The organism is Paenibacillus sp. FSL H8-0261, assembly GCF_045040645.1.
Taxonomy (GTDB): Bacteria; Bacillota; Bacilli; order Paenibacillales; family Paenibacillaceae; genus Paenibacillus_AQ.
The window spans coordinates 4,695,989-4,717,528 of sequence record NZ_CP150297.1 but is presented as its reverse complement, the minus strand read 5'-3'; the positions used below and the strand labels follow the sequence as shown (position 1 = coordinate 4,717,528).

The window sequence follows — 21,540 nt, the reverse complement described above, 5'->3', positions numbered from 1 at the left end:
AAATTAATATGCCTAGCTTAAATCAAAGAATACAGTGAGGGTAAAAGAGCGAAGATCCTCCTCTAGACGGAGGTTCACTCTTTTCTTGTGTCGTAAAATCTTGGAGGGAAACTTTAATGCAATGATTTGTTGCAGTAGGAGATTTAAGGAGGAGTGTTTTATTTACAACGTAACAGTGTTATGTTACGATGTTTTCGAGGAGTGATCGCATATGGAAGATGATTTGATTTCGAAGAAGCAACTACTGGATTTAACCGGTATTTCATATGGGCAATTGTACCGCTGGAAAAGGAAGCAGTTAATCCCCGAGGAATGGTTTATTCGCAAATCTACCTTTACTGGACAAGAGACTTTTTTTCCTAAAGAGATGATCTTGTCGCGAATTCACAACATTGTGAATATGAAAGATGGGCTTTCTTTGGATGAAATGGCTGATAAGCTATCGGATAAGGCATCCTTTGAGAAGGTGAGTTTAACTGCTAAGGAAATTATAGAACGTAACATTGTTTCGACAACAACACTGAGGAAATTTGGAGAAAGTCTCGGTGATGAAAGTAAATATACTTTTGAGGAGCTCGTTCATTTATTCGCTGTAGACCGCCTGCTTAGTGCTGGGGAAATGAGTATGGAGGAGGCGGAGCTTCTGTTTCGCACTTTGCAGGAGAAAGTTTCAAGGCTCGAGAGTGGAAGCTGGGAGTTGTTTTTTGTCCGGAAAATGGGGGTTTCATCTTTCATTCTGGCACAAGCGCCTGCGGAGTTATGGTTTGATGAAGGGGTTAGATTAGTCAGTAAAATGACATATGCAGATTTGATCGAACAATTGAAAGGTAAGCTTGCCTACAAGCTTGTTGAATAGGAGGAAGAGTAATGGACAAACATCAGCTGCCTGATTTGATAATAAACGGGGTTAGTGGTGGGGCCGGAGGTACTTACAACAACGTAAACATGGATGGTGTAGGTAAAGTAGTCGGACCGATCGTGGCGCGAATGTTTAAAGGAAATGGGCATATGAATTTGAATGATGATCTCACAGCAGAAGAAGCAGAATGCAACGGGGTCATCAAAGTGATGGGTAATATGCGTTTTGGTACCCTAAAGGTGGATGGGGTTCTTAATGTAGGTAAGAGTTTTCGAGGTGAAAGCTGTACCCTTAACGGAATGGTGAGTGTCAAAGGGGATTGTGAACTTGAGGATTTTGTAGGTGAAGGTAGCTTTAGTGTTGGTGGTTTACTAAGTGCCGGTCATGTGGATTTCAAACTGCAGAGTCAAGGGAAGGCTAATGAAATTGGTGTGGAAAGCCTCGTGATACGGCAAGTGAATAATGGGTTTTGGAGTAAGATGTTTAGCGGAATCATCCCTAAACTTCGACCTGAGCTATGTGCTCGAACGATCGAGGGAGATTTTATAGATGTAGAATATACAACTGCGGATATCATCAGAGGAAATATTGTCATTATTGGCCCAGGCTGTACACTCGGACGGGTAGAGTATCGCGAACAAATTACAGTGCATCCAGAGGCTAAGGTTGGAAAGGTGGAGAAGGTCGGTGAATGATAATCTGAAAATAATTGGAACGACATCTTCAGCCGGTGGTTCTTTCAAAGATGTTAAGATCACTGGAGAATGCAAATTCGCTGGAGATGTGAATTGCGAAAAGATGAATCTGACTGGAAATGCCAATATAGCTGGAAATCTGCATATGAAGCAAATGAAAATCACTGGCGAAATTGCACTCGAGGGTAATCTTGAAGGGGATTCCTTACGTGGACAGGGTGAAATAAAAGCAGTCTCCGTAAAAATCGATGAGCTTCATCTCTACGGAAATTTGGATGTGAAGGGTGATTGTGAAGGGGAAAAATTGCAAATTTCCGGTGCCTTAAGCGTAGCTGGATTACTTAGTGCTGAGCATTTGGAGATTAAATTGTTTGGTCCAAGTAGTGCGAAGGAGGTTGGGGGCAGTATCTTAACCATTAAGAAGAGTAAAACTGGAAGACTGCTGCATATGATGAAGCCAACTTCGAAAATACTGTTTGAAGCGGGGCTAATCGAAGGCGATGTTATTGATCTGGTCAATACAAAGGCTAATATGGTAAGGGGAGAACGTGTAATCATTGGTCCGGATTGTGAAATTGAAACGGTGGAATTCCGCGATACACTAGAAGTTCATAAGCACGCAACAGTGAAGCATCAAGTGAAGATATAAAGAGAATTGTATAATCATTTTTTTGAGAAAAAGAGGAGTGGAACATATGAGTGCTGCCAAATCGCCCAATCTGGGTATTGTAATCGCAGGTCTCCTATTAGGAATTCTTATGGCCTCCATGGACAGCACCATCGTTGCAACTGCAATGGGTAATATTGTTGGGGAGCTTGGCGGAATGGACAAATTTGTCTGGGTGACATCAGCCTATCTCGTAGCCGAGATGGCGGGTATGCCCATTTTCGGCAAGCTGTCTGATATGTATGGTCGTAAGAAGTTTTTTATTTTTGGAATTATCGTATTCATGGCGGGTTCGGCTCTCTGTGGAACGGCTGATACAATAACTCAGTTAGCTGCGTACCGGGCTATTCAGGGCATTGGTGGTGGGGCGCTGGTGCCAATCGCTTTTGCCATCATGTTCGATGCTGTTCCGCTGGAGACGCGGGGCAAGCTCGGCGGGGCATTCGGAGCAGTATTTGGATTGTCGAGTATATTTGGTCCATTACTGGGTGCGTATATTACCGATCATATTGCTTGGCAGTGGATATTTTATATTAACTTACCCCTTGGACTGTTGGCTTTTGCGATGGTCGTATTCTTTTATAAAGAATCGCATGAGCATTCTAAACAGCCCATTGACTGGTTGGGCGCGGGTACGCTGCTTGGTTCAGTCATTTGCTTAATGTTTGCGCTGGAGCTAGGCGGGAAAGAGTATGCTTGGAATTCTTCCATGATTTTTGGTTTATTTGCAGCCTTTGCCATCCTTGCAGCAGTGTTTCTTGTTGTAGAGACTAGAGCGAAAGAACCGATTATTTCCTTTGCTTTGTTTAAAAAAAGATTATACGCGGTGAGCATTATCTGTGCACTATTTAGCGGTGCAGCCTTTATTGTGGCTTCTGTGTATATTCCGATCTTTATTCAAGGGGTATTGGGCGGATCAGCTACAAATTCAGGACTTGTATTGCTACCAATGATGGTTGGCTCAGTGGTTACAGCTACGATGGGCGGATTTCTGATGTCAAAAACCAGTTACCGCAGCCTGCTGATTCCTACATTCGCACTTTTGGTGATCGGTACTGGACTTGTAGCGACACTCACGCCGGATGCTTCACGACTGCTTGTTACTTTATATATGATTTTAATTGGGCTAGGGATTGGTGCTTCATTCTCAGTGCTAAGTACGGCATCTATTCATGGATTGACGGCACAGCAACGTGGCTCTGCCAGCGCAACGCTGAATTTCATTCGTTCACTGGGCATGACCATAGGCATTACCACCTTCGGTATCATTCAAAGTCACTATTTCTCAGGCAGTCTTACCAAGCTACTCTCGGCTAATGGTGGAGGAGCGGCTCCGGCGGGAGCTATGGATTTTAAAGATCCGCATGCTTTGCTCTCACCTGAGACTAGGGCGCTCATTCCACCTGAAATTCTGGGTAAGATTACAGCTGGGTTATCCTCATCCATTGTAAACACCTTTGCTTGGGCGGTAATTCCCGCTGCTTTAGCATTATTGGCTTCGTTCTATATGGGACGTCAGAAGATGGATGCCTCTGCGGAGGGGGATGTTCAAGCGTCTGGGCATTAGCATGTAGACTAGATAATATTCGTTTGATTATGTTTCAGTGAAAATAGACATATAAAAAAACGACCACCACTTCGGGTACTTCCTAAGTGGTGGTCGTTTTTTGTCTAAAGACATATATGCCCTCCATCACTAGTCCCACAAACAGGTAGAAAATGGTCGATTGTACTGCGAATCTGGTTCACAAGTATCTGACGGTTTCCCTGATAAGGCGTTCTGCTCTCTATCTCGCCAGAAGCTCAGATTCTGATACTCTGAAAGCGTAATCAAAATCTGGGTATAGGAGATTCCGATATGGGGGTACCTGCTGGCGAACTGCTTCCCAGCGTCGATCCGGTTCATCGATCCCGCTGGAAGATGAAGAAAAAACATAAGTTGTTCTTCATGGCTTTTCCATTTCTTGTTGTCACCTTTATTTTCTATTATCTGCCGATCAGCGGATGGATTTATGCCTTTTATGATTTCATTCCCGGAATACCGTTGTCAGACACGCCTTACGTTGGTTTGAAATGGTTCAAGACGATTGTATCTAATCCGACGCAGACCGCAGAGGTTCTGCGGGTGCTGAAGAACACGCTTGCCATGAGTTCACTCGGATTAATTACATCCATCTTTCCAGTGATCTTTGCCATTATGTTGACTGAGATTAAGTCAGGCTGGTACCGCAAGTTGGTGCAGACACTAACCACGATTCCAAACTTTATCAGCTGGATTCTGGTATATGCATTGGCATTCTCGTTGTTCTCTGTAGATAACGGTGTCATCACTCACATTTTAGTACAGCTTGGAGTGGTTGATGAAGGGTATAACTTCTTAGCCTCCAGCTCAAATATTTGGGTCACGATGATCGTCTGGTACTGGTGGAAATCGTTAGGCTGGGGTGCTATTCTCTACCTTGCTGCAATCGCAGGCATTGATCAGGAATTGTACGAAGCTGTTGAGGTGGATGGTGCAAGTCGGTTCCGCAAAATTTGGCATATCACCATTCCAGGTCTGATTCCAACCTTTTTTGTACTGCTTCTGCTCTCCATAGGTAATCTAGTCAATAACGGGATGGAGCAGTACTTTGCCTTTCAAAATGCGATGAATAAGGATTCTATTGAAGTGCTGGATCTTTATGTATACAACATCGCTTTCGCGAACAACTTTCCTTTTGCGACGGCCGTCAGCATGTTGAAATCGGTTGTCAGTGTAATTCTACTATTCGCAGCGAACACGTTGTCTAAGATGGTGCGTGACGAATCTATCATTTAAGTCAGGGGTGATCCCATTTGAGAAAGAAAAAACTAACGGCTGGAGAACTTATCTTCCAGATTATGATCTATACACTCTTTGGATTGTTCACCCTGTCATGCATTTACCCATTCTATTATTTGTTCATCAATACGATCAGCTCGAATGATCTTAGTGCAGCGGGGTATATCAAATTTTATCCAAGACAGATCCATTTTGATAACTATAGTAAGGTTCTAAGAATCAGCGGTTTAGGACATGCGGCAACAGTCTCTGTGTATAGAACGGTTGTCGGGACGTTGCTTACTGTGGGGTCTTCAGCTTTTTTAGGATATTTGTTCACCAAAAAGGAAATGTGGGGCCGAAGTATTTGGTACCGGAGTGTCGTGGTTACGATGTATTTTAGCGCAGGTCTGATCCCTTGGTATATTACAATGCACAATTTGCATCTGACCAATAATTATCTGGCTTATATTTTGCCTACGATTATTACGCCATTCAACATCATTCTGGTCAAAACCTTCGTTGAGGCCATTCCTCCATCCCTTGAGGAGTCAGCGTCTATGGATGGCGCTGGTTACATGCGGGTGTTCTGGAGCATTATTGTACCGCTTACTACGCCAATTTTGGCTACGATTACGATTTTTTCCGCAGTGAATCAGTGGAACTCATTTATTGATACGGCGTTTCTGATGACAGATACGAAGTACTTTACGCTCCAATTCTTGTTATGGCGTTATTTGAACGAGTCCAGCTCGCTCGCAGCTTTAATTCGTAATTCACCAGATATGGCCGCTAGTGTAGCGAATATGCAGACTCCAACCTCTGTACGGATGACGGTAACGATGATCGTCGTATTACCGATTCTAATCGTTTACCCATTCTTCCAGCGCTTTTTCGTCAAAGGGATTATGATCGGTGCGGTTAAGGGCTAATGGGCTACCGGATCGGTAACGAAATGGGGTTTTCCTCTGCTAGGAGCAGAGTTGAACTATAAGTGAAGATACGAAAGGGAGGGTATAAAGCAATGAGACTAAGAAGAGCATCGCTTGTCATGCTATCCGTAATCCTGGTCTTTGTTCTGGCAGCATGTGGCGGGGGGAATAATACGGCTAACTCGGGTAAAAACACGAGCACAGAGAAGCCTACGTCCGCTGCAACGAATGCGCCGGCGGAAGAAACAGCAGCACCGGATGACGGAGCACTTGATCATTCCAAGCCGCTGAAGCTGACCGTATTCTCTACAACAGCTAACTATGCGGGTCCACAAACCGGATGGTTTGCCAAAATCATCAAAGATAAGTTCAATATTGAGATGGATATTGTAGCTTCAAACCTTACAGGTGGAGATACCAAAATCTCTGCTATGATGGCATCGGGTGATCTTGGAGATATCATTATTTTCGGTGATGATAAGAACCATTATCCAAATGCGATCAAAGGAAAGCTTCTCTTAGACTGGACACAAGACGGACTTCTGGACAAATACGGAAAAGACATTGGGAGTACATTCCCAAAAGCGATTGATAAAGCAAAGGTTGCTTTTGGTGGTGGATCATCCGTTTTTGGCATCGGAAACAGCGTAGCTTCTAATCCATCTGGACCTTCTGAAGGGAGAGATATGACTTGGGGGCCAGACCTGCGATGGGATCTTTACCAACAAATCGGAGCACCTGAAATTTCAAAGATTGAAGATTATTTGCCCGTGCTGAAAAAAATGCAAGAGCTTGAGCCCAAAAATGAGCAAGGAAAGAAAACCTATGCCTTCTCGATGTGGTCTGACTGGGACGGCAACTATAAAATGACACTGGCGAAACAGTTCGCCAACATGATGGGCTATGACGAAATTCCTGATACCGCTGTATATGTTAAAGCAGACGAAGAGAAATATTATGACTTCTTATCCGAAGACAGCTGGTATATGAAGTCGCTCAAACTGTATTTTGAAGCTAACCAAATGGGTCTGGTGGATCCAGATTCTATGACACAAAAATTCGACGATGTTGTAGCGAAATACAAGGATGGTCGTCTGTTGTTCTCTTGGTTCCCGTGGCTAGGGGCAGCAAACTACAATACACCGGAAAGAACAGCAGAAGGTAAAGGTTTTGCATTAGTTCCGTTCAAGGATGAGCTGATGTATTCCACTGGCTTCAATGTATACGGTGGTAACGGTATTATAGCAATCGGTGCAAAAGCTAAAGAACCTGCTAGAATTATGGAATTTATTAACTGGATGTATACTCCGGAAGGTGCAATGATCTCTGCAGGAAGCGGAACAGCGGTGCCTAACGGACCTAAAGGTCTGACTTGGGATATGGATGCAAGCGGTAAACCTGTCGTGACTGACTTTGGTTGGAAGGCTTATGCCGATCAACAGAATACACAAGTGCCTGCAGAATATGGTGGTGGTGACTACTACTACGGCTCTAATCAAATGAACTTCTCTTTTGTAGTTCCGGCGATGGTGAATCGAGACAATAAAGAGCCATACGATCACAATCTATGGACGACAACCCTAGAGCGTAATCCGTCTAAGCTTGATAGTGACTGGAGAGCGAAGATGGGCGTTCTGACGCCTAAAGAGTATTTTGAGAAAAATAATCTATTGGCCGTAGCACCACAAGGCTTCACTGGAAAAGAACCATTGATGATGGACAAAACACTGGAGCAAAAGAACAAACAAATTGGTACGGTCATTCAACAAATTTCTTGGAAAATGGTTTTTGCTAAGGATCAAGCCGAATATGACAAATTGAATAAAGAAATGCATGATAAGGTGAACGGTCTCGGCTATGCCGAAGTTATGGATTTCTCGATTAAAAAGGCAGAGGAATTGTTCGAGGCTCGTAAAAGCGTGAAATAAGGTGTGATTAGAAAAATACAAATAGGGCGGGGCGGCGTGGAGGCTGTTCTGCCCTATTCTATTCAATTAAGGATAAATGTGGTATTCTCACATTGATATATATATAGAACGCTTACAGGAAGAAGGAAGAGGATCATTCGGATGGTAAGAGTACTTAAGCGTAATCATACCCCAGTTGTCAAATCCTTACGGAATACCTTATTCATCTATCTAGTTATCGGAACACTTCTTCCGCTTCTCTTAGTAGGATTCGTAACCTACACCTCTATTTACTCTATTCTTTCAGGGAAAATTGGCAATGGTATAAGTGCAAGCTTGAAACAGGAAGCCTCTAGCTTGGAGAATGCCATCGACAATATGGATTTTGCCTCTAAACAGTTTGCGCTGGATGGTCAGATTGTGGAAGAAATGTCCTCATTTATTCAGGAAAAGCAAATTTATCGCAAATCGCAAATGATGAACTCCATCAACCAGAAGATCAACCTCGTTAATTTCACGAATCCCTACATTGGACTTACAGCCTACATTATGCCAAGCAGTGATGATCCGGTTCTGTTCACGAATATGAGTGCGCGCAGAAATTTCGATATCAGTACGTTACCTTCTTTTATGCGATATAACGGAGCTGATTATTATGGACCGCATTCTACGATGTATGCCGTCGGCGATAATCTCGTGTTCTCAGAACAGCGCATTGTACGCGTACCAGGTGAACATAAGCTATATATTTATTTAGAGACGAATTACAGCCTGCTTCGCAAAATATTTAATCAGGAATCTTACGGAATGAAGGTTAACCACCTGCTTGTGAATCAACAGGGCACTAGCACTTATGTCATTGATGGTAAATTACCTCAAGGAATTATCAAAGCTGCTGGAAGCAACTCTAATCTATCACATGAAACACTTACCGGATATCATCTGTTTCGATACGCTAGTCCACAGGGATGGAAGCTTATTGCAGTAGTTAAAAAGTCCGAATTCAACAGTGAAATTTATTCTTGGTTCTATAAAATGATCCTGCTCGCGTTCTCGACACTACTCTTTGCCGGAGTTCTGGCTTGGATGATTTGGAAAAAGATTTATGGTCCTTTGCGCAAGGTTAACCTTGAAATTAATCGAATGGCGGAAAATGTTACCTCTCCGGTTGCCTACACGAATGTCGAAGAGTTTGATTTTGTGCTTAGTAACTTCCAGCAGATGAAGAAACAGGTGAATGAGCTGATTGTTGCGGTAGCCCATAATGAGAAGCAGAAAAGCCAATTCGAGATTGAAAAGCTACTTAGCCAGATTAACCCTCACTTTTTGCATAATACATTGAATACGGTGCAGTGGATGGCAAGGCTTAACGGTCAGAAGGAGATCGACAAGCTGGTTACTCTTCTTGTAAAGGTGCTGCATTATAATCTGGGCAAACAAAGCATCATTGTTACCCTTGGAGAGGAAATTGAAGCGATCCGAAATTATATGGAACTGCAGCGCATCCGTTATGACTATGAATTCGAATTTAACGTGGAGGCTGATGAGGATGTATTGTCTGTGGCTGTCCCCAGATTCTTACTTCAACCTCTTGTTGAGAACTCGATTTATCATGGACTAAGCGATAATGGCAGGGTGGACGTCTTGATTACAGAGCATGGTGAAGGAGAAGTTCAGCTGTGTGTAAGAGACAATGGGGCTGGAATGGATGTGGATACGTTAGATCAACTGCTGTCAGAGGATGGCGCCAAGAAACGGGGGCTCGGAATCGGATTCTCGTACGTGAACCGGATGCTCAGAACCTACTATGGAGAACAAATGAAGCTAGAGATGTACAGCAAGCTAGGGGAAGGTACGGTTGTATCTATCGTGATTCCGAGGAAAGGTAAGGAGGACTTCGATGATTAAGGCTGTAGTGGTTGATGACGAGAGACTTGTGCGGAAAGGCTTCATATCTCTAATTGATTGGTCATCCTTAGGGGTTGTGATTGTCGGCGAGGCGGGAGATGGCAAATCGGCCTTGGAGCTACTTCAACAACAGGATGTGGATCTGTTATTTGTAGATTTGACCATGCCCGGCATTTCTGGGTTCGAGCTAATTAAACTAGTAAGGCAGCGTTTCGCAGGTATTCGCTGTGTTGTGCTTACTTGCCATCATGAGTTTGACTATGTGCAGGAGGCCATGCGTTTAGGAGCCGTTGATTATATTGTCAAAACTCTATTGGAGATGGAAAATGCGGACGAGACTATACGTCGCCTGGTCGATCGCATCAAATGGGAGGACAATACAAGGGATGCACTGGTTCATGGTGAAGGTAAAAGGATAGCTGCAGACAAGGCACTGCTCTATTTACCATTAAGCAGCCACTGTAATGAAGAAGAGTTATTTCACCTATCCTTCGTGAAGAATAATCCGCTGATTACCTTTCATGAGATGTGGATGTCGCCCTTGCTTCACCGGTTCTCGGAAGAGGAGGGGAAGCGTGAGCTTAAGAACCAGCTTTCTGGGAGATGGCAGACCGCGCTCATCAGTGGGTTAAGAGATCAGTCACTACAGGAATTGGAGGAGCAGCTCACCACGAAGCTTCGGCATATGCTATTTTATCATTCTAGTGCTGAAGAACTGACCTTTCTGAATTATGAGGAACTAAAGAAGGAAATAGCGATTCCCCATTTAAAACCGGATGAAGCTGATCTATTCGTGCAAGCTCAAAATCTCAAGTGGACGATTGATGGAAACGAATGGGAGAATTTTGTAACGAACATACTCCTGCAGAAGCCAAGGCAAGATAGATTTCTAACGTTCGCCCATTCCCTTTTGCAAAGCTGGAGTTCTTTACTTTTGAAGTCAGAGGATGCTGTTCAACTGGAACGGGATATTTCTTTTAATTTGAACTGGTGCCATTGGAAGACCTGGCTGCGCCGATTTTCTGATCATGTGGGAAGGAGAATGCTCGAGCTAGGATTGACTAAAGAGGTGATGTCTTGCCTTATTCGCGCAGTTCGTTACATGCAGAGCCATGCAGGTGACAAAATCAATCAGAGCGACGTAGCGGCGGAAATTAATATGAGCCGTGGTTATTTCAGTCAATGTTTCGCTCGTTTTGCCGGGGAGACATTCGGTGAATGTTTACGGGGAATGCGGCTTGAGTTGGCTAAATCATTATTGCGGGAGACTTCATTACCCGTCTGTGAGATTGCTTCAAGGTCTGGCTTTGAAGATGACCGTTACTTCAGTAGACTGTTCAAAGAACGTATTGGTCAGCACCCGAGTGAATATCGTGCGGAGGGGAAGGACCAATGATGAGATTGTATAGATCCATCCTCTTACTTGTAATGATGATCGGACTTACATCATGCCGTGACCAGAACAAAACAGTAGATTCTACTCGAAGTCCTCAGGGTGAGGTCGAAGATGCTTCTATAGCGTATAGCAAATACGAAGATCCAATCGTGATTCGTGTAGGATTTAAGGTTCCCGATTCCAGGCTAAATACAGGTGACAGCAACGACAACAATCCAATCACCCGTTATTTGGAGAGCATTACGAATATCAAGGTAGTTCACTCTTGGGAAGCGAAGGGTGAAGATGCTTTTAATCAAAAAGCACAGCTTGCGATCGATAGCAATGATTTGCCGGATGCGATGGTTGTTGATCGAGATCAATTGAAGAAACTCATTGATAATGACATGATAGAGGATCTTACAGAGACCTACAATGTATATGGCTCTGATTTAATTAAGGATATGTACAATTCTACTCAGGGTGAGGCATTATCCGATGCTTCTCGATACGGTAAATTATACGGATTGCCTAATGTAGCCATTGATGCGGATTCGCCTGTTCTGCTCTGGGTGCGTCAGGATTGGCTGGATAAACTGGAGCTGCAGGCACCGCAAACCTTCGAAGATATTGAGAACATAGCGAAGACTTTTATTGAGAAAGACCCCGATGGCAATGGCAAAAGAGATACGGTCGGACTTAGCGGCTATAAGAATATCATCTATGGGACAAAGCCATTAGTAAATGGTCTGGATGCTGTGTTTAGTGCATTACATGCTTTTCCCACCAATTGGATCAAGGATAACGCTGGGAATATTGTATATGGATCCATTACACCTGAGACCAAACAAGCACTTGCCAAACTGGCTGATTGGTATAAAAGAGGGTTGCTGGACCCTAATTTTGCACTTTACAAAGAAACGCAAGAGCCTATTATTACAGGGAAATCAGGCATGTTCTTTGGCCCGTGGTGGATGCCGTATTATCCTTTGTCAGAGGCGGTTGCTCTCGATACGAAGGCAGAATGGAGAGCGTATGCTGCTCCACTTGATGAGTCTGGTAAGTTTGTTGCTCATTTGGCTCCGGTAACAGACCGTTACCTTGTTGTGCGTAAAGGTTTTGAGCATCCAGAGGCGATTATGAAGCAGTTGAACGTGTTTACAAGACTTGAGAGAAGACAAGACCCTAATTCGGAGGAAGTTAAGAAGCTGGATGATTTCTCTGCGCAAACAGGAATTCAGCTGCGTGCTTATTATCCGTTTGACCTTTTAATTGATTATTCGGATGCGATAGAGAAACATTATGCAGATATCCAGCAAGCTTTGCATGGCAAAATAGACCCGGATACATTAAATCCAGATACCCGTCTCATCTATGATCAATGGGTGGAGGACACGGAACAACCAAAGAAAGATCTGGAAGGCTGGAAAGCAGCGAATGCATATAAATATGGAGTTGCCGTCTTAACCTCTACCGCTATTGAGGGAGTGCGAGGGGTCTTTTACGGAAACACCCTACTAATGAAGAGCAAATGGACGGAGCTGCAAAATCTGGAGAGCGAGACATTTTTGAATATTATTGTGGGCGATTCACCGCTTAGTGACTTTGATGTTTTTGTAGCGAAATGGAAGAGCCTTGGTGGGGATGAGATTACGAAAGAAGTTGCTGAGACCGTAAAATTGAAGTGAACACGGGATGATATAGGTTTTTCTCTAAAAGTAGCGGAGTGAATGGACTGATTGTGGAAAAGTGGAGTGTCCTCACCAAGGAAACGGGAGCATGATCGATAATTAGGGAATTCCTCCCTGTAATTCTGAGATTTCTGCTCATCTGACTAATAATTAGGGAATTTCTCCCTATAATTTCGCTGATTCGTTGGCAAATACCGATATTACTCTGATATTTAGGGAGGATTTCCCTAATAATTCTCAAAAAAAGAAGCTGTCCTTTAAGTAGCCTTTACTACTTTTGAGACAGTTTCTTTTTTTGTCCTATTCTTCGTCAATGCTGATTTTTTGAAGTAAGTTGCGAAGCTGCTCTACTTCCTCGCTGGTTAATTTACCAACTAGGCTCTTGTTGTAATCATCTAAAATAGACTGAAGAATTGGCGAGAAATCGATTGCTTTAGGCGTTGGATACAGTAGTTGAGAGCGTCGATCATTAGGATCTGGTTTACGTTCAATATAACCCGAATTCTCTAATTGCTTCACGGAGCGTGCGGTGGTGGCTTTATCGAATTTTAGTTCAGAAGTTAGTTGATCTTGTGTAATCCCTGGTCTGGAAGTAATTAGTTTTAGAAAACTATGTTGCCCGCCACTACCTATTCCATAGGGCATGAATTTTTTTACCAATTGCTTTTGATTTTGACGATGAAAATAGGAAATCAACTTTCCTATAGGCTCTTTTTCCAAGATATAGACACCTCTTTGGGTTTATAGTTCGCGCATTTGCTACTCTGAGACAAAGTGTACAATAAAGTCGTTGCGTGCGCAACTAAATTGATGTACACTGGGTAAGTAAGTTTTGTTGCGTACGCAACTAAACGTTGATTTTATATTCAATGAGGTGTTAGTTTATGAGTTCTATTAGCGCAACTTATCAGGAAGATAAGGAAATTCAGAAGAAACGATGGATGATTTTAATTGTTCTGAATATTTTCACCTTCATGTCCACACTTGATGGTAGTATTGTCAACATCGCTCTGCCAGAATTATCGAAACAATTGAAGCTGCCTATGGCACAAATCGAATGGGTAACCACAGGATATTTGATGGCGATTTGTGCTGCGATTCTTTTCTTCGGGAAGCTTGGAGATATTGTCGGGAAGATTCGAATCTTTAAGATTGGTACGATAGTTTTTGTTATTGGTTCTATGCTGTGTGGATTTAGTTTAAGTTTACCTGCATTACTTGCTTCGCGTGTCATTCAGGCTATCGGAGCTTCGATGACAATGGCGAACAGCCAGGGAATCGTTACGGATATCTTTCCTGCCAATGAGCGGGGTAAAGCGCTTGGTTTCATAGGTACATTCGTGTCTCTGGGAAGTATAGCTGGCCCTAGCTTAGGTGGGATTATGGTTTCTACATTAGGCTGGGAGTATATCTTTTGGGTGAACATTCCTATTGGAGTGATCGCTATCCTGTTAGGCTGGAAGGTACTGCCTAAGGATTTAACTAGGACGAAATCTACAATAGACGTTCCGGGTAGTTTACTCTTCGCTATTTTTATCATAAGTTTGTTCGCAGGGCTTTTATTGGGACAGCAGCTCGGTTATGGCGATAGCTTAATTGTGACGTCTTTAATCGTAGCTATAGCCAGCTTCATTGCTTTCTTATGGACGGAGCTTCGCCGGAAAGAACCGCTACTACAATTATCATTATTTAAGAATCCGTTGTTTTCATTAAGTATTTTATGTGGGTTTCTCGTGTTTACAGCGAACTTCTGCTTTAATATCATCGCGCCGTTTTATGCACAGAATATGCTGAATCTATCGCCCTTTGAAGCGGGATTCCTGTTGATGTTATTACCGATATGTATGGTAGTCGTAGCACCAATAAGCGGAGCTTTATCGGATAAAATCGGGTCTGAATTCCTAACTTTTGCAGGGCTGGTAGTCATGGTTATTGCTCAGTTTGGATTAGCTGAGCTTCATGAAGGAAGCTCTGTTGTGCTGGTAGGCGTGTGGATCGCTATGTTAGGAATAGGGAGTGGTCTGTTTCAGTCGCCAAATAATTCGCTTGTGATGTCCAAGGTGCCTAGAACTCAGCTTGGTTCTGCGGGCAGCGTCAACTCGCTTGTTCGTAATGTGGGGATGGTCGTTGGTATTACGATAGCTACGACGATTCTCTTTCATGTGATGAGCAGTGAAGCTGGTTATCGGGTAACAGGTCTAGTTCCAGGTCGACCAGAGTTATTTATCAGTGGGATGCATGTAGTGTTCATGACTTCGGCATCCATATGCTTTGTGGCTGCACTGCTAACGGGTTGGAGAATGATTAGTGCAAGAAGCGCCAGAGTGCAGACTTCGGAAAGACCATAAGGAATAAAAGAAGAAGATCCTTCTGACGCTACGGCGTGGAAGGATCTTCTTTGTGATGATATTGAAGGGCTTTCTTAATGGCTTGCAAGTATTGATACCGATAATGATCATCCGGTTCTAAATAGGCACCCTCAGCCCACTCGTTCCAAGCGTTAATATAAATAAAATCACTTTTGAACATCTTCTTGGTCCTCTCAATTTGTCGTGACAGGTATTGACCGAATTTGTGAGGATTTGCACCTAAAGTACTTTGTCCGGCAGCACCTTTGCGTGGTGTATTATCCCAGTTAACAAATGCTCCCGGATATATAATTTCCCCATCCCTATGAGGTGTCCGTTCTAACATAGATTCCCATAATTCATCGTAATCAATGACAATATGCTTTTGATCCTCCACCTGCTTGGAACTCCATAAGTGCTTTACACCGCCATGTGCGAATGTGTAGTGAGGCTCGAATTCTAGACTGGCGTCGAACCCGTGCTCTGTATTTAGGGGGAATCCGCCCAGTGTCCGGACAAGATGAAGGCCCTTAAGTCCGTTTTGCTGAGCCAAATCACGCCAACATTGAAGCATCTCATCACACCGAGGGATGCTGGAGGATCTATAGATAATGAATACTGGTTTGTCGTCTACGCAAATATATCGTTCATCTTTGAAGGCCTCCAACAAAGCATAAAAATGCATTCGCCAATCCCGTTCTTCTCCATATTCTTGTGGCATCAAGACATCTTCTTCAGTGCCATCCCAGCTACGTGTCCAAGGTTCGTTAGCCCAAGACAGACAAAAGGGGAAGTCAGGCTCTTTGCTGGCAAGAATCTGCTGAACCGGTTGTTCCAGAAGTCGCCTGCCATTGAACCAATAGTGATAATAACAAAAACCGTAAATGCCATGAGCTTTTGCAGTTTCTGCCTGCCATTGTTTCACATTAGGGTCCGTTAAATCGTAGTAGTTATTATTTAACGGTTTTTTCGGTTGATCATGTTCAGGATAAAGGGCTGTAGCCTTCCTGACATTTGTCCATTCTGTAAATCCCTCTCCCCACCAGGAATCGTTCTCTGCTATCTGATGAAACTGAGGCAATACAAAAGCGATGCATTTCAAGTCAAGTCACCCCCTATGGTTCCGTGAATATTTTTTTGAGAAGCAGCTTTCCCTGCTGAAGATAAGAATGATTGTACTTCACTTCCTTTAGAGCACGAGAAGCCGAACTTCTCCTTGCATCACTATGAGCAATATAGTACTTGAAGCTCTCAGAGAGCTCTTTAAAGTTCTGGAAACGAATAAGGTCTTCTTGTGTGATGGGGTAACTTTGAAAATGGGGATGATCTTCCACGAACTGAAATACGCCGCAAGCAGCGACCTCCATAATTTGCTGCACAGATCCTGTGCAATTGATGATGATCCTTGCTCCATTATAATAGTTAGATATTTCTGTTTTATCGTAGGTGATGTCTATGAAATTTATGGTGGGCTCCCACCCGCTACCAAAGGTCATTATCTTGAGACCATGAAGTAGTTCCGAATGAGCTAGGGTTTCAAGAACACTATTCATTTGAAAATGGCCGAGAATGAGTACGTCACTGTGGTAACGGTTCTCCACACGTCTTGGATAATAGAGTTCTGTATCTGGAGCATAAGGGAGGTAGCACGAATGTTTCTCACGTAAACCTTGATAATAGATTAGATTAGCTATGTTCTGTGTGAAAATATAATCGAATAACAGCGCTAGATTACGTTCTGTTCGCGTAAGGCAGGTCGCATCTGCCATCCATACGGCCTTAGGAGCGTTATAAGCTTTGAGGGCAGGAATATTCTCCTCAGGGAACAGGGATTCTGATCCCAAGGCTAGTATCAGATCAGGCTGATACTGTGCTAAATATTCTTCTAGATTATGATGTAACTTAATGGCAAGCACTTCTTTGACCAGATGCCTTAGCTGATCTTTAAAAAGTCGTACATTAGGCATTTTATCACTTATCTCTGAGGGGACCAGAAGCAATACTCTTAATTGCTTTAGTTCCCGTGTTATGGTTTCCGCTCTGTAAGAGTTCTCGAGAATGAGATTATGGTGTTGCGATTGATGAACTTGGCTGATGGAGACTTCGTGAGTTGAGGGCCTTTGAGGAGTGAGCCTAGTAGCTGTCTTCTTCATAATTCCTCCTGTATTCATTGGAGCCAGTCGTTCGCTCTAGCACCTAGTCTTGCTAATCATTATATGTGTAGGGGGTTCATTTGACTTTAGGTATACGACCATTAATCTGAATCTTGAAGGAAAAAGCGGATTTAGTAAAAGATGTATATCTATCTATGACCGGATTGTCTTGTCTAACATAAAATATACTATAAAACCTGAAAGGGATGATCGTCTTGCCAACCTTCGATAATATTCTTGTTACAGGAAGTCAGACCATTCAAAATGATCTGCATGTTAACGGGAATGAGACTATCGATTCAAATCTGCACTTGAATGGTAGTCAGACGATAATGGGAAGCCTTAATGTGAACGGTAGTGAATCTATACTTGGTCATTTGGGTGTAACCGGTGAAATTAGTGGTGCAGGTACCATCAAAACTGCGACCCGTTTGATCGCGGTGAATCAGGCTTTGTCACCAGTTTCAGCACCTACGAGCCTTCAACAAGTCAGATATTTCGCTGTGGGAGTTTCAAGTCAGACAGGACTCGTGCTGAAGGGCACGGATGGAAATGACTATGTATTATTTATCGATTTGACCGGGGGAACACCTAATATTGGGATCCAGCGGGCTTAAATCTGATAACATTAACATCTTCAAGCTCTGAACAATAAAAAACAGCAAGTCGCCTAGGTACAATTAGGGACTTGCTGTTTGAGGGTTCTATTAGTTCTTAAAGCTGTGAATTGGAGCAGGAATTCGTCCGCCTCGGTTGATGAAGTTGGCACAATTGAAGCCGTTAACAGCCATGACAGGCGCATATCCAAGTAGGCCGCCAAATTCTACGATTTCGCCTACATCCTTGCCAATGACAGGAATGACGCGAACAGCGGTTGTTTTGTTGTTGACCATTCCGATAGCAGCTTCATCGGCGATGATGCCAGAGATCGTCTCTTTGGTGGTACTTCCCGGAATAGCAATCATGTCCAGTCCTACAGAACATACACAGGTCATGGCTTCTAGCTTCTCAAGCGTAAGAGCACCACGCTGTACGGCTTGAATCATTCCGTGATCTTCACTAACTGGAATAAAGGCTCCACTGAGTCCACCAACATAGGAGGAGGCCATCACGCCACCTTTTTTAACATTGTCATTTAGAATCGCCAGAGCGGCTGTTGTTCCTGGTGCGCCAGCTTCTTCCAGACCCATGACTTGAAAGATCTCCGCAATGGAATCCCCAATTTCTGGTGTTGGAGCCAGAGATAAATCGATAATCCCAAAAGGCACGTTCATCCGTTTTGATGCTTCCTGCGCAACTAGTTGTCCCACACGCGTAACTTTAAACGCAGTCCGTTTGATCGTTTCACACAGGGTTTCGAAGTCCTGACCCTTCACTTCCTCTAATGCACGCTTGATTACACCCGGGCCACTGACGCCAACGTTAATGACACATTCCCGTTCACCAACCCCATGAAAGGCTCCAGCCATAAAAGGATTGTCCTCGACAGCATTACAGAAGACAACCAGCTTAGCACAGCCGATGGAATCCCGATCCTTGGTGCGTTCCGCAGTTTGAATAATGATATCACCCATTAATTTCACAGCATCCATATTGATTCCACTTCTGGAGGAGCCGACGTTGACGGAAGAACAGACTCTTTCAGTGACTGCGAGTGCTTCTGGGATACTGTCGATTAGAATACGATCACCTTTGGTGCACCCTTTTTGCACAAGCGCAGAGAAGCCGCCAATAAAGTTAACGCCAACTTCTTTGGCAGCCTTGTCCAAAATTTCCGCTACAGGCACATACGTATCCGTCTTCACGGCACCAGCAGCAATAGCAATAGGGGTCACAGAAATCCGTTTATTAACAATGGGTACACCGAATTGTCTTTCCAGATCTTCACCTGTTTTGACGAGCTTCTCGGCGGATCTAGTGATTTTGTCGTATACGTTTTGGTTAAAAGTTCTCATATCTGTATGTGCACAATCCATGAGGCTGATCCCCATCGTTATAGTACGTACATCCAGATTCATTTCACGGATCATCTTATTCGTTTCTTGTACTTCCACCAGTGATATCATGGTCATCCTCCTAAATGCGGTGCATAATATTAAAAATATCCTCATGCTGAAGCTTGATTTCCACGCCGATCGCTTCTCCGATCAAATGTAAATCCTCAACAATATCCTCAAATGCTTTAGTCGCGCCAGAAATGTCTACAATCATCATCATGTTAAAATAATCTTGTACAATCGTCTGAGAAATATCCAGAATGTTCAAATTGTGCTCGGCAAGATATGTACATACCTTGGCAATAATCCCTACTTTATCTTTTCCTAATACAGTAATAATCCCCTTCATAAATACAGCCTCCCTTTGTATATGGTGATTACGCCGTGTAAACGGAATGAACCATTCCAATCATTATTACAAATGCTGAAGCAAGCTTCAACCAAAGGTTTTTTGTCCGTTTGATCATTTTTATATAAAGTCCTATGAATTTAAAGAAAATTCGATTGACAGTATATGAAAAATATGATGAAGTGAGAGATTGATACGATACTCTGAAGGAGTAAATATGACTACACAAAAATATAAAAATATGGTTGAAGAGCGGACCAAACAAACCCTCCAGGAATGGTCGGAACTGTCGGAAGTTAACGAGAAGGACATTTATCGTTTTTTGCATAATTTGAAAGGTACGGCAGGAACAGTGGGGTTACAAGAAGTTGAACAGTTTGCCGATGCAACGTTGCCCTATTTCATGGAAAGTAGCCTTAAGAGCTGGTCTATTGAAGAGTGGGGCGATTATTTGTATCCGCTTATTCCACTGTTTAACCAAGATTCATCGGTTTCTCTAGGTTCAGTTAAGACGTTAGACAAAAAAGGAAATGATGATGCGCTCCCACATAATGATATTTTGCTTATTGATGATGATGTAGAATTAGTGGCTTATTTAAAAGAATCATTGGAGAAGCAGAACTATTATGTAAGCATTGCCTTGTCCGCTGAACGAGGTCTCAAGATTTTTTATGAAACCAAACCGGATCTAATTCTTCTGGATATTCTTTTGCCTGATATCAGCGGAATTGAGGTCTTGAATCAAATTATCGGCAAAGCTAAAAAAGAACGTATTCCAATCATCATTATAAGTGGGGAGTACTCCAAAGCGACTCAACTGCATGCGTATAGGCTGGGCGTGATGGATTTTTTATCGAAGCCTGTAGATATTGATTTATTTCTGGCTTTGATTAAAAACCGCTTTGAGTTAAAGCGGGAGTGGCAGGAATCCATCATTGTGGATGAATTGACGGGTGCGTTTAATCGAAAACACTTTAATCAAGTGATGAAGCAGCTGATTTGCGATTTTAAGCGCACGGAACGGGTGTTTTCTTTAGCACTGATTGATCTGGACTATTTCAAAAAGATTAATGATACATATGGTCATCTAATCGGAGATGAGGTATTACAGTCCTTGTCTGAGCTTGTAAAGGGTTCGATTCGCATGGAAGATACCTTTTGCCGCTTCGGTGGAGAAGAGTTTGCTGTGTTTCTGCCAAATACGGATGCAAGTTCTGCATTGACAGTAATAAACCGTATTCAGGAGCAATTTGCTGCCACCGACTTTTTTGCGAAGAATGAAGTCTTTCATGTGACCTTCTCGAGTGGGATATCAGAGGTAACAGAAGCTGAGAATATTGCCGATAAAATTGTAGAAGAAGCAGACCAAGCTCTCTATGCCAGCAAAGATGCCGGAAGGAATCAGACTACACTCTACACGGACCATTTATCGTCGACTAAAAAGCATTCGGTTCTAAATGTAATTGTTGTGGATGATGATGCGTTGATTCGAAAAATAGTGACTCATCAGATTGATACTTGGGAGCCGGAGGATATTGCTGAGGTGAATATCAGCAGTTATGCGAATGGGCTGGATTTCTTGCAATCGGATTGGTATTCCATAGATGAGAAATATATTATTCTACTGGATGGTGTGATGCCGGATCTTGATGGCGTTGAAGTCCTGGAAAGAATTCGCAAGACGTATCCGGAAGTGAATATATTAGTGATCATGCTGACAGGGAGAAATAATCAGGCGGATATTGTACATGCCCTGCAGATGGGTGCCGATGATTATGTAGTAAAACCTGTCCATATGCCTGAGCTGTTGTCCCGAATGGAACGGTTGGCTCATAGATTTTTGTTCTAACACGAAGGGA

18 protein-coding genes are annotated in these 21,540 nt (G+C 43.1%); 13 read left to right on the top strand and 5 right to left on the bottom strand.

What is annotated here, in order from left to right; translation table 11 throughout:
• Positions 1-211: 211 nt before the first annotated feature.
• From MHI27_RS21000 to MHI27_RS20955, 10 genes are all read left to right on the top strand, one after another.
• Entirely contained in the window at positions 212-856 is a 645-nt protein-coding gene (locus MHI27_RS21000) for a YhbD family protein (RefSeq protein WP_076284615.1), read from the top strand.
• An 11-nt stretch (positions 857-867) separates the two neighbouring features.
• A complete protein-coding gene (locus MHI27_RS20995; protein WP_405174651.1) occupies positions 868-1,554 on the top strand; it encodes a hypothetical protein in 687 nt (228 codons plus the stop codon).
• Positions 1,547-2,203 (top strand): hypothetical protein, encoded by a 657-nt coding sequence (locus tag MHI27_RS20990; RefSeq protein WP_405174650.1) that lies wholly within the window; start codon positions 1,547-1,549, stop codon positions 2,201-2,203. Before MHI27_RS20995 ends, MHI27_RS20990 begins: the two co-directional genes overlap by 8 nt.
• 46 nt (positions 2,204-2,249) lie before the next feature.
• A complete protein-coding gene (locus MHI27_RS20985; protein ID WP_405174649.1) occupies positions 2,250-3,788 on the top strand; it encodes an MDR family MFS transporter in 1,539 nt (512 codons plus the stop codon).
• Between the two features lie 291 nt (positions 3,789-4,079).
• Positions 4,080-5,039, top strand: coding sequence for an ABC transporter permease (locus MHI27_RS20980; protein WP_405174648.1), 960 nt, complete (start codon positions 4,080-4,082; stop codon positions 5,037-5,039).
• Between the two features lie 17 nt (positions 5,040-5,056).
• Entirely contained in the window at positions 5,057-5,953 is an 897-nt protein-coding gene (locus MHI27_RS20975) for a carbohydrate ABC transporter permease (protein WP_339242594.1), read from the top strand.
• Between the two features lie 92 nt (positions 5,954-6,045).
• Positions 6,046-7,881 carry an ABC transporter substrate-binding protein gene (locus MHI27_RS20970; RefSeq protein WP_405174647.1) on the top strand — a complete coding sequence of 612 codons (1,836 nt, stop codon included), beginning with the start codon at positions 6,046-6,048 and terminating at the stop codon, positions 7,879-7,881.
• Between the two features lie 141 nt (positions 7,882-8,022).
• Entirely contained in the window at positions 8,023-9,768 is a 1,746-nt protein-coding gene (locus tag MHI27_RS20965; RefSeq protein WP_405174646.1) for a sensor histidine kinase, read from the top strand.
• Entirely contained in the window at positions 9,761-11,164 is a 1,404-nt protein-coding gene (locus MHI27_RS20960; protein WP_405174645.1) for a response regulator, read from the top strand. The genes MHI27_RS20965 and MHI27_RS20960 overlap by 8 nt, the downstream gene beginning before the upstream one ends.
• Positions 11,161-12,831 carry an extracellular solute-binding protein gene (locus MHI27_RS20955; RefSeq protein WP_405174644.1) on the top strand — a complete coding sequence of 557 codons (1,671 nt, stop codon included), beginning with the start codon at positions 11,161-11,163 and terminating at the stop codon, positions 12,829-12,831. The genes MHI27_RS20960 and MHI27_RS20955 overlap by 4 nt, the downstream gene beginning before the upstream one ends.
• A gap of 303 nt (positions 12,832-13,134) precedes the next feature.
• Here MHI27_RS20955 and MHI27_RS20950 read toward each other — a convergent pair whose 3' ends face one another.
• The gene (locus tag MHI27_RS20950; protein ID WP_405174643.1) at positions 13,135-13,554 is read right to left on the bottom strand and encodes a MarR family winged helix-turn-helix transcriptional regulator; all 420 of its coding nucleotides are present in this window, start codon (positions 13,552-13,554) and stop codon (positions 13,135-13,137) included.
• A 164-nt stretch (positions 13,555-13,718) separates the two neighbouring features.
• Between MHI27_RS20950 and MHI27_RS20945 the strand changes: the two genes are divergently transcribed.
• Complete coding sequence (locus tag MHI27_RS20945) at positions 13,719-15,182, top strand: MFS transporter (protein ID WP_339266085.1); 1,464 nt, start codon at positions 13,719-13,721, stop codon at positions 15,180-15,182.
• A 28-nt stretch (positions 15,183-15,210) separates the two neighbouring features.
• Here the strand turns inward: MHI27_RS20945 and MHI27_RS20940 are convergent, their stop codons facing one another.
• Together MHI27_RS20940 and MHI27_RS20935 are read right to left on the bottom strand one after the other, a co-directional pair.
• Complete coding sequence (locus MHI27_RS20940) at positions 15,211-16,284, bottom strand: glycoside hydrolase family 99-like domain-containing protein (protein ID WP_405174642.1); 1,074 nt, start codon at positions 16,282-16,284, stop codon at positions 15,211-15,213.
• 13 nt (positions 16,285-16,297) lie between these two features.
• A complete protein-coding gene (locus tag MHI27_RS20935; RefSeq protein WP_405174641.1) occupies positions 16,298-17,335 on the bottom strand; it encodes a glycosyltransferase in 1,038 nt (345 codons plus the stop codon).
• 206 nt (positions 17,336-17,541) lie between these two features.
• Between MHI27_RS20935 and MHI27_RS20930 the strand changes: the two genes are divergently transcribed.
• Positions 17,542-17,952: a hypothetical protein gene (locus tag MHI27_RS20930; protein ID WP_256716382.1), complete on the top strand. Its 411-nt coding sequence runs from the start codon at positions 17,542-17,544 to the stop codon at positions 17,950-17,952.
• A gap of 90 nt (positions 17,953-18,042) precedes the next feature.
• On the opposite strand, the gene MHI27_RS20925 is transcribed toward MHI27_RS20930, so the two are convergent.
• A complete protein-coding gene (locus tag MHI27_RS20925; protein WP_042189982.1) occupies positions 18,043-19,401 on the bottom strand; it encodes a PFL family protein in 1,359 nt (452 codons plus the stop codon).
• Between the two features lie 10 nt (positions 19,402-19,411).
• Positions 19,412-19,681, bottom strand: coding sequence for an ACT domain-containing protein (locus MHI27_RS20920; protein WP_042189980.1), 270 nt, complete (start codon positions 19,679-19,681; stop codon positions 19,412-19,414).
• Positions 19,682-19,898: 217 nt separating this feature from the next.
• Here MHI27_RS20920 and MHI27_RS20915 point away from each other — a divergent pair, with 217 nt between their 5' ends.
• Positions 19,899-21,530, top strand: coding sequence for a diguanylate cyclase (locus MHI27_RS20915; RefSeq protein ID WP_076284628.1), 1,632 nt, complete (start codon positions 19,899-19,901; stop codon positions 21,528-21,530).
• Positions 21,531-21,540: the final 10 nt, after the last annotated feature.

Excerpts from the sequence above, each read along its gene's own strand:
- MHI27_RS20980 (WP_405174648.1), top strand. The coding sequence starts at position 4,080 with ATGGGGGTACCTGCTGGCGAACTGCTTCCCAGCGTCGATCCGGTTCAT.
- MHI27_RS20925 (WP_042189982.1), bottom strand. The coding sequence starts at position 19,401 with ATGATATCACTGGTGGAAGTACAAGAAACGAATAAGATGATCCGTGAA.
- MHI27_RS20930 (WP_256716382.1), top strand. The coding sequence starts at position 17,542 with ATGATCGTCTTGCCAACCTTCGATAATATTCTTGTTACAGGAAGTCAG.
- MHI27_RS20920 (WP_042189980.1), bottom strand. The coding sequence starts at position 19,681 with ATGAAGGGGATTATTACTGTATTAGGAAAAGATAAAGTAGGGATTATT.
- MHI27_RS20970 (WP_405174647.1), top strand. The coding sequence starts at position 6,046 with ATGAGACTAAGAAGAGCATCGCTTGTCATGCTATCCGTAATCCTGGTC.
- MHI27_RS20935 (WP_405174641.1), bottom strand. The coding sequence starts at position 17,335 with ATGAAGAAGACAGCTACTAGGCTCACTCCTCAAAGGCCCTCAACTCAC.
- MHI27_RS20965 (WP_405174646.1), top strand. The coding sequence starts at position 8,023 with ATGGTAAGAGTACTTAAGCGTAATCATACCCCAGTTGTCAAATCCTTA.
- MHI27_RS20995 (WP_405174651.1), top strand. The coding sequence starts at position 868 with ATGGACAAACATCAGCTGCCTGATTTGATAATAAACGGGGTTAGTGGT.
- MHI27_RS20915 (WP_076284628.1), top strand. The coding sequence starts at position 19,899 with ATGACTACACAAAAATATAAAAATATGGTTGAAGAGCGGACCAAACAA.
- MHI27_RS20985 (WP_405174649.1), top strand. The coding sequence starts at position 2,250 with ATGAGTGCTGCCAAATCGCCCAATCTGGGTATTGTAATCGCAGGTCTC.
- MHI27_RS20960 (WP_405174645.1), top strand. The coding sequence starts at position 9,761 with ATGATTAAGGCTGTAGTGGTTGATGACGAGAGACTTGTGCGGAAAGGC.
- MHI27_RS21000 (WP_076284615.1), top strand. The coding sequence starts at position 212 with ATGGAAGATGATTTGATTTCGAAGAAGCAACTACTGGATTTAACCGGT.
- MHI27_RS20945 (WP_339266085.1), top strand. The coding sequence starts at position 13,719 with ATGAGTTCTATTAGCGCAACTTATCAGGAAGATAAGGAAATTCAGAAG.
- MHI27_RS20955 (WP_405174644.1), top strand. The coding sequence starts at position 11,161 with ATGATGAGATTGTATAGATCCATCCTCTTACTTGTAATGATGATCGGA.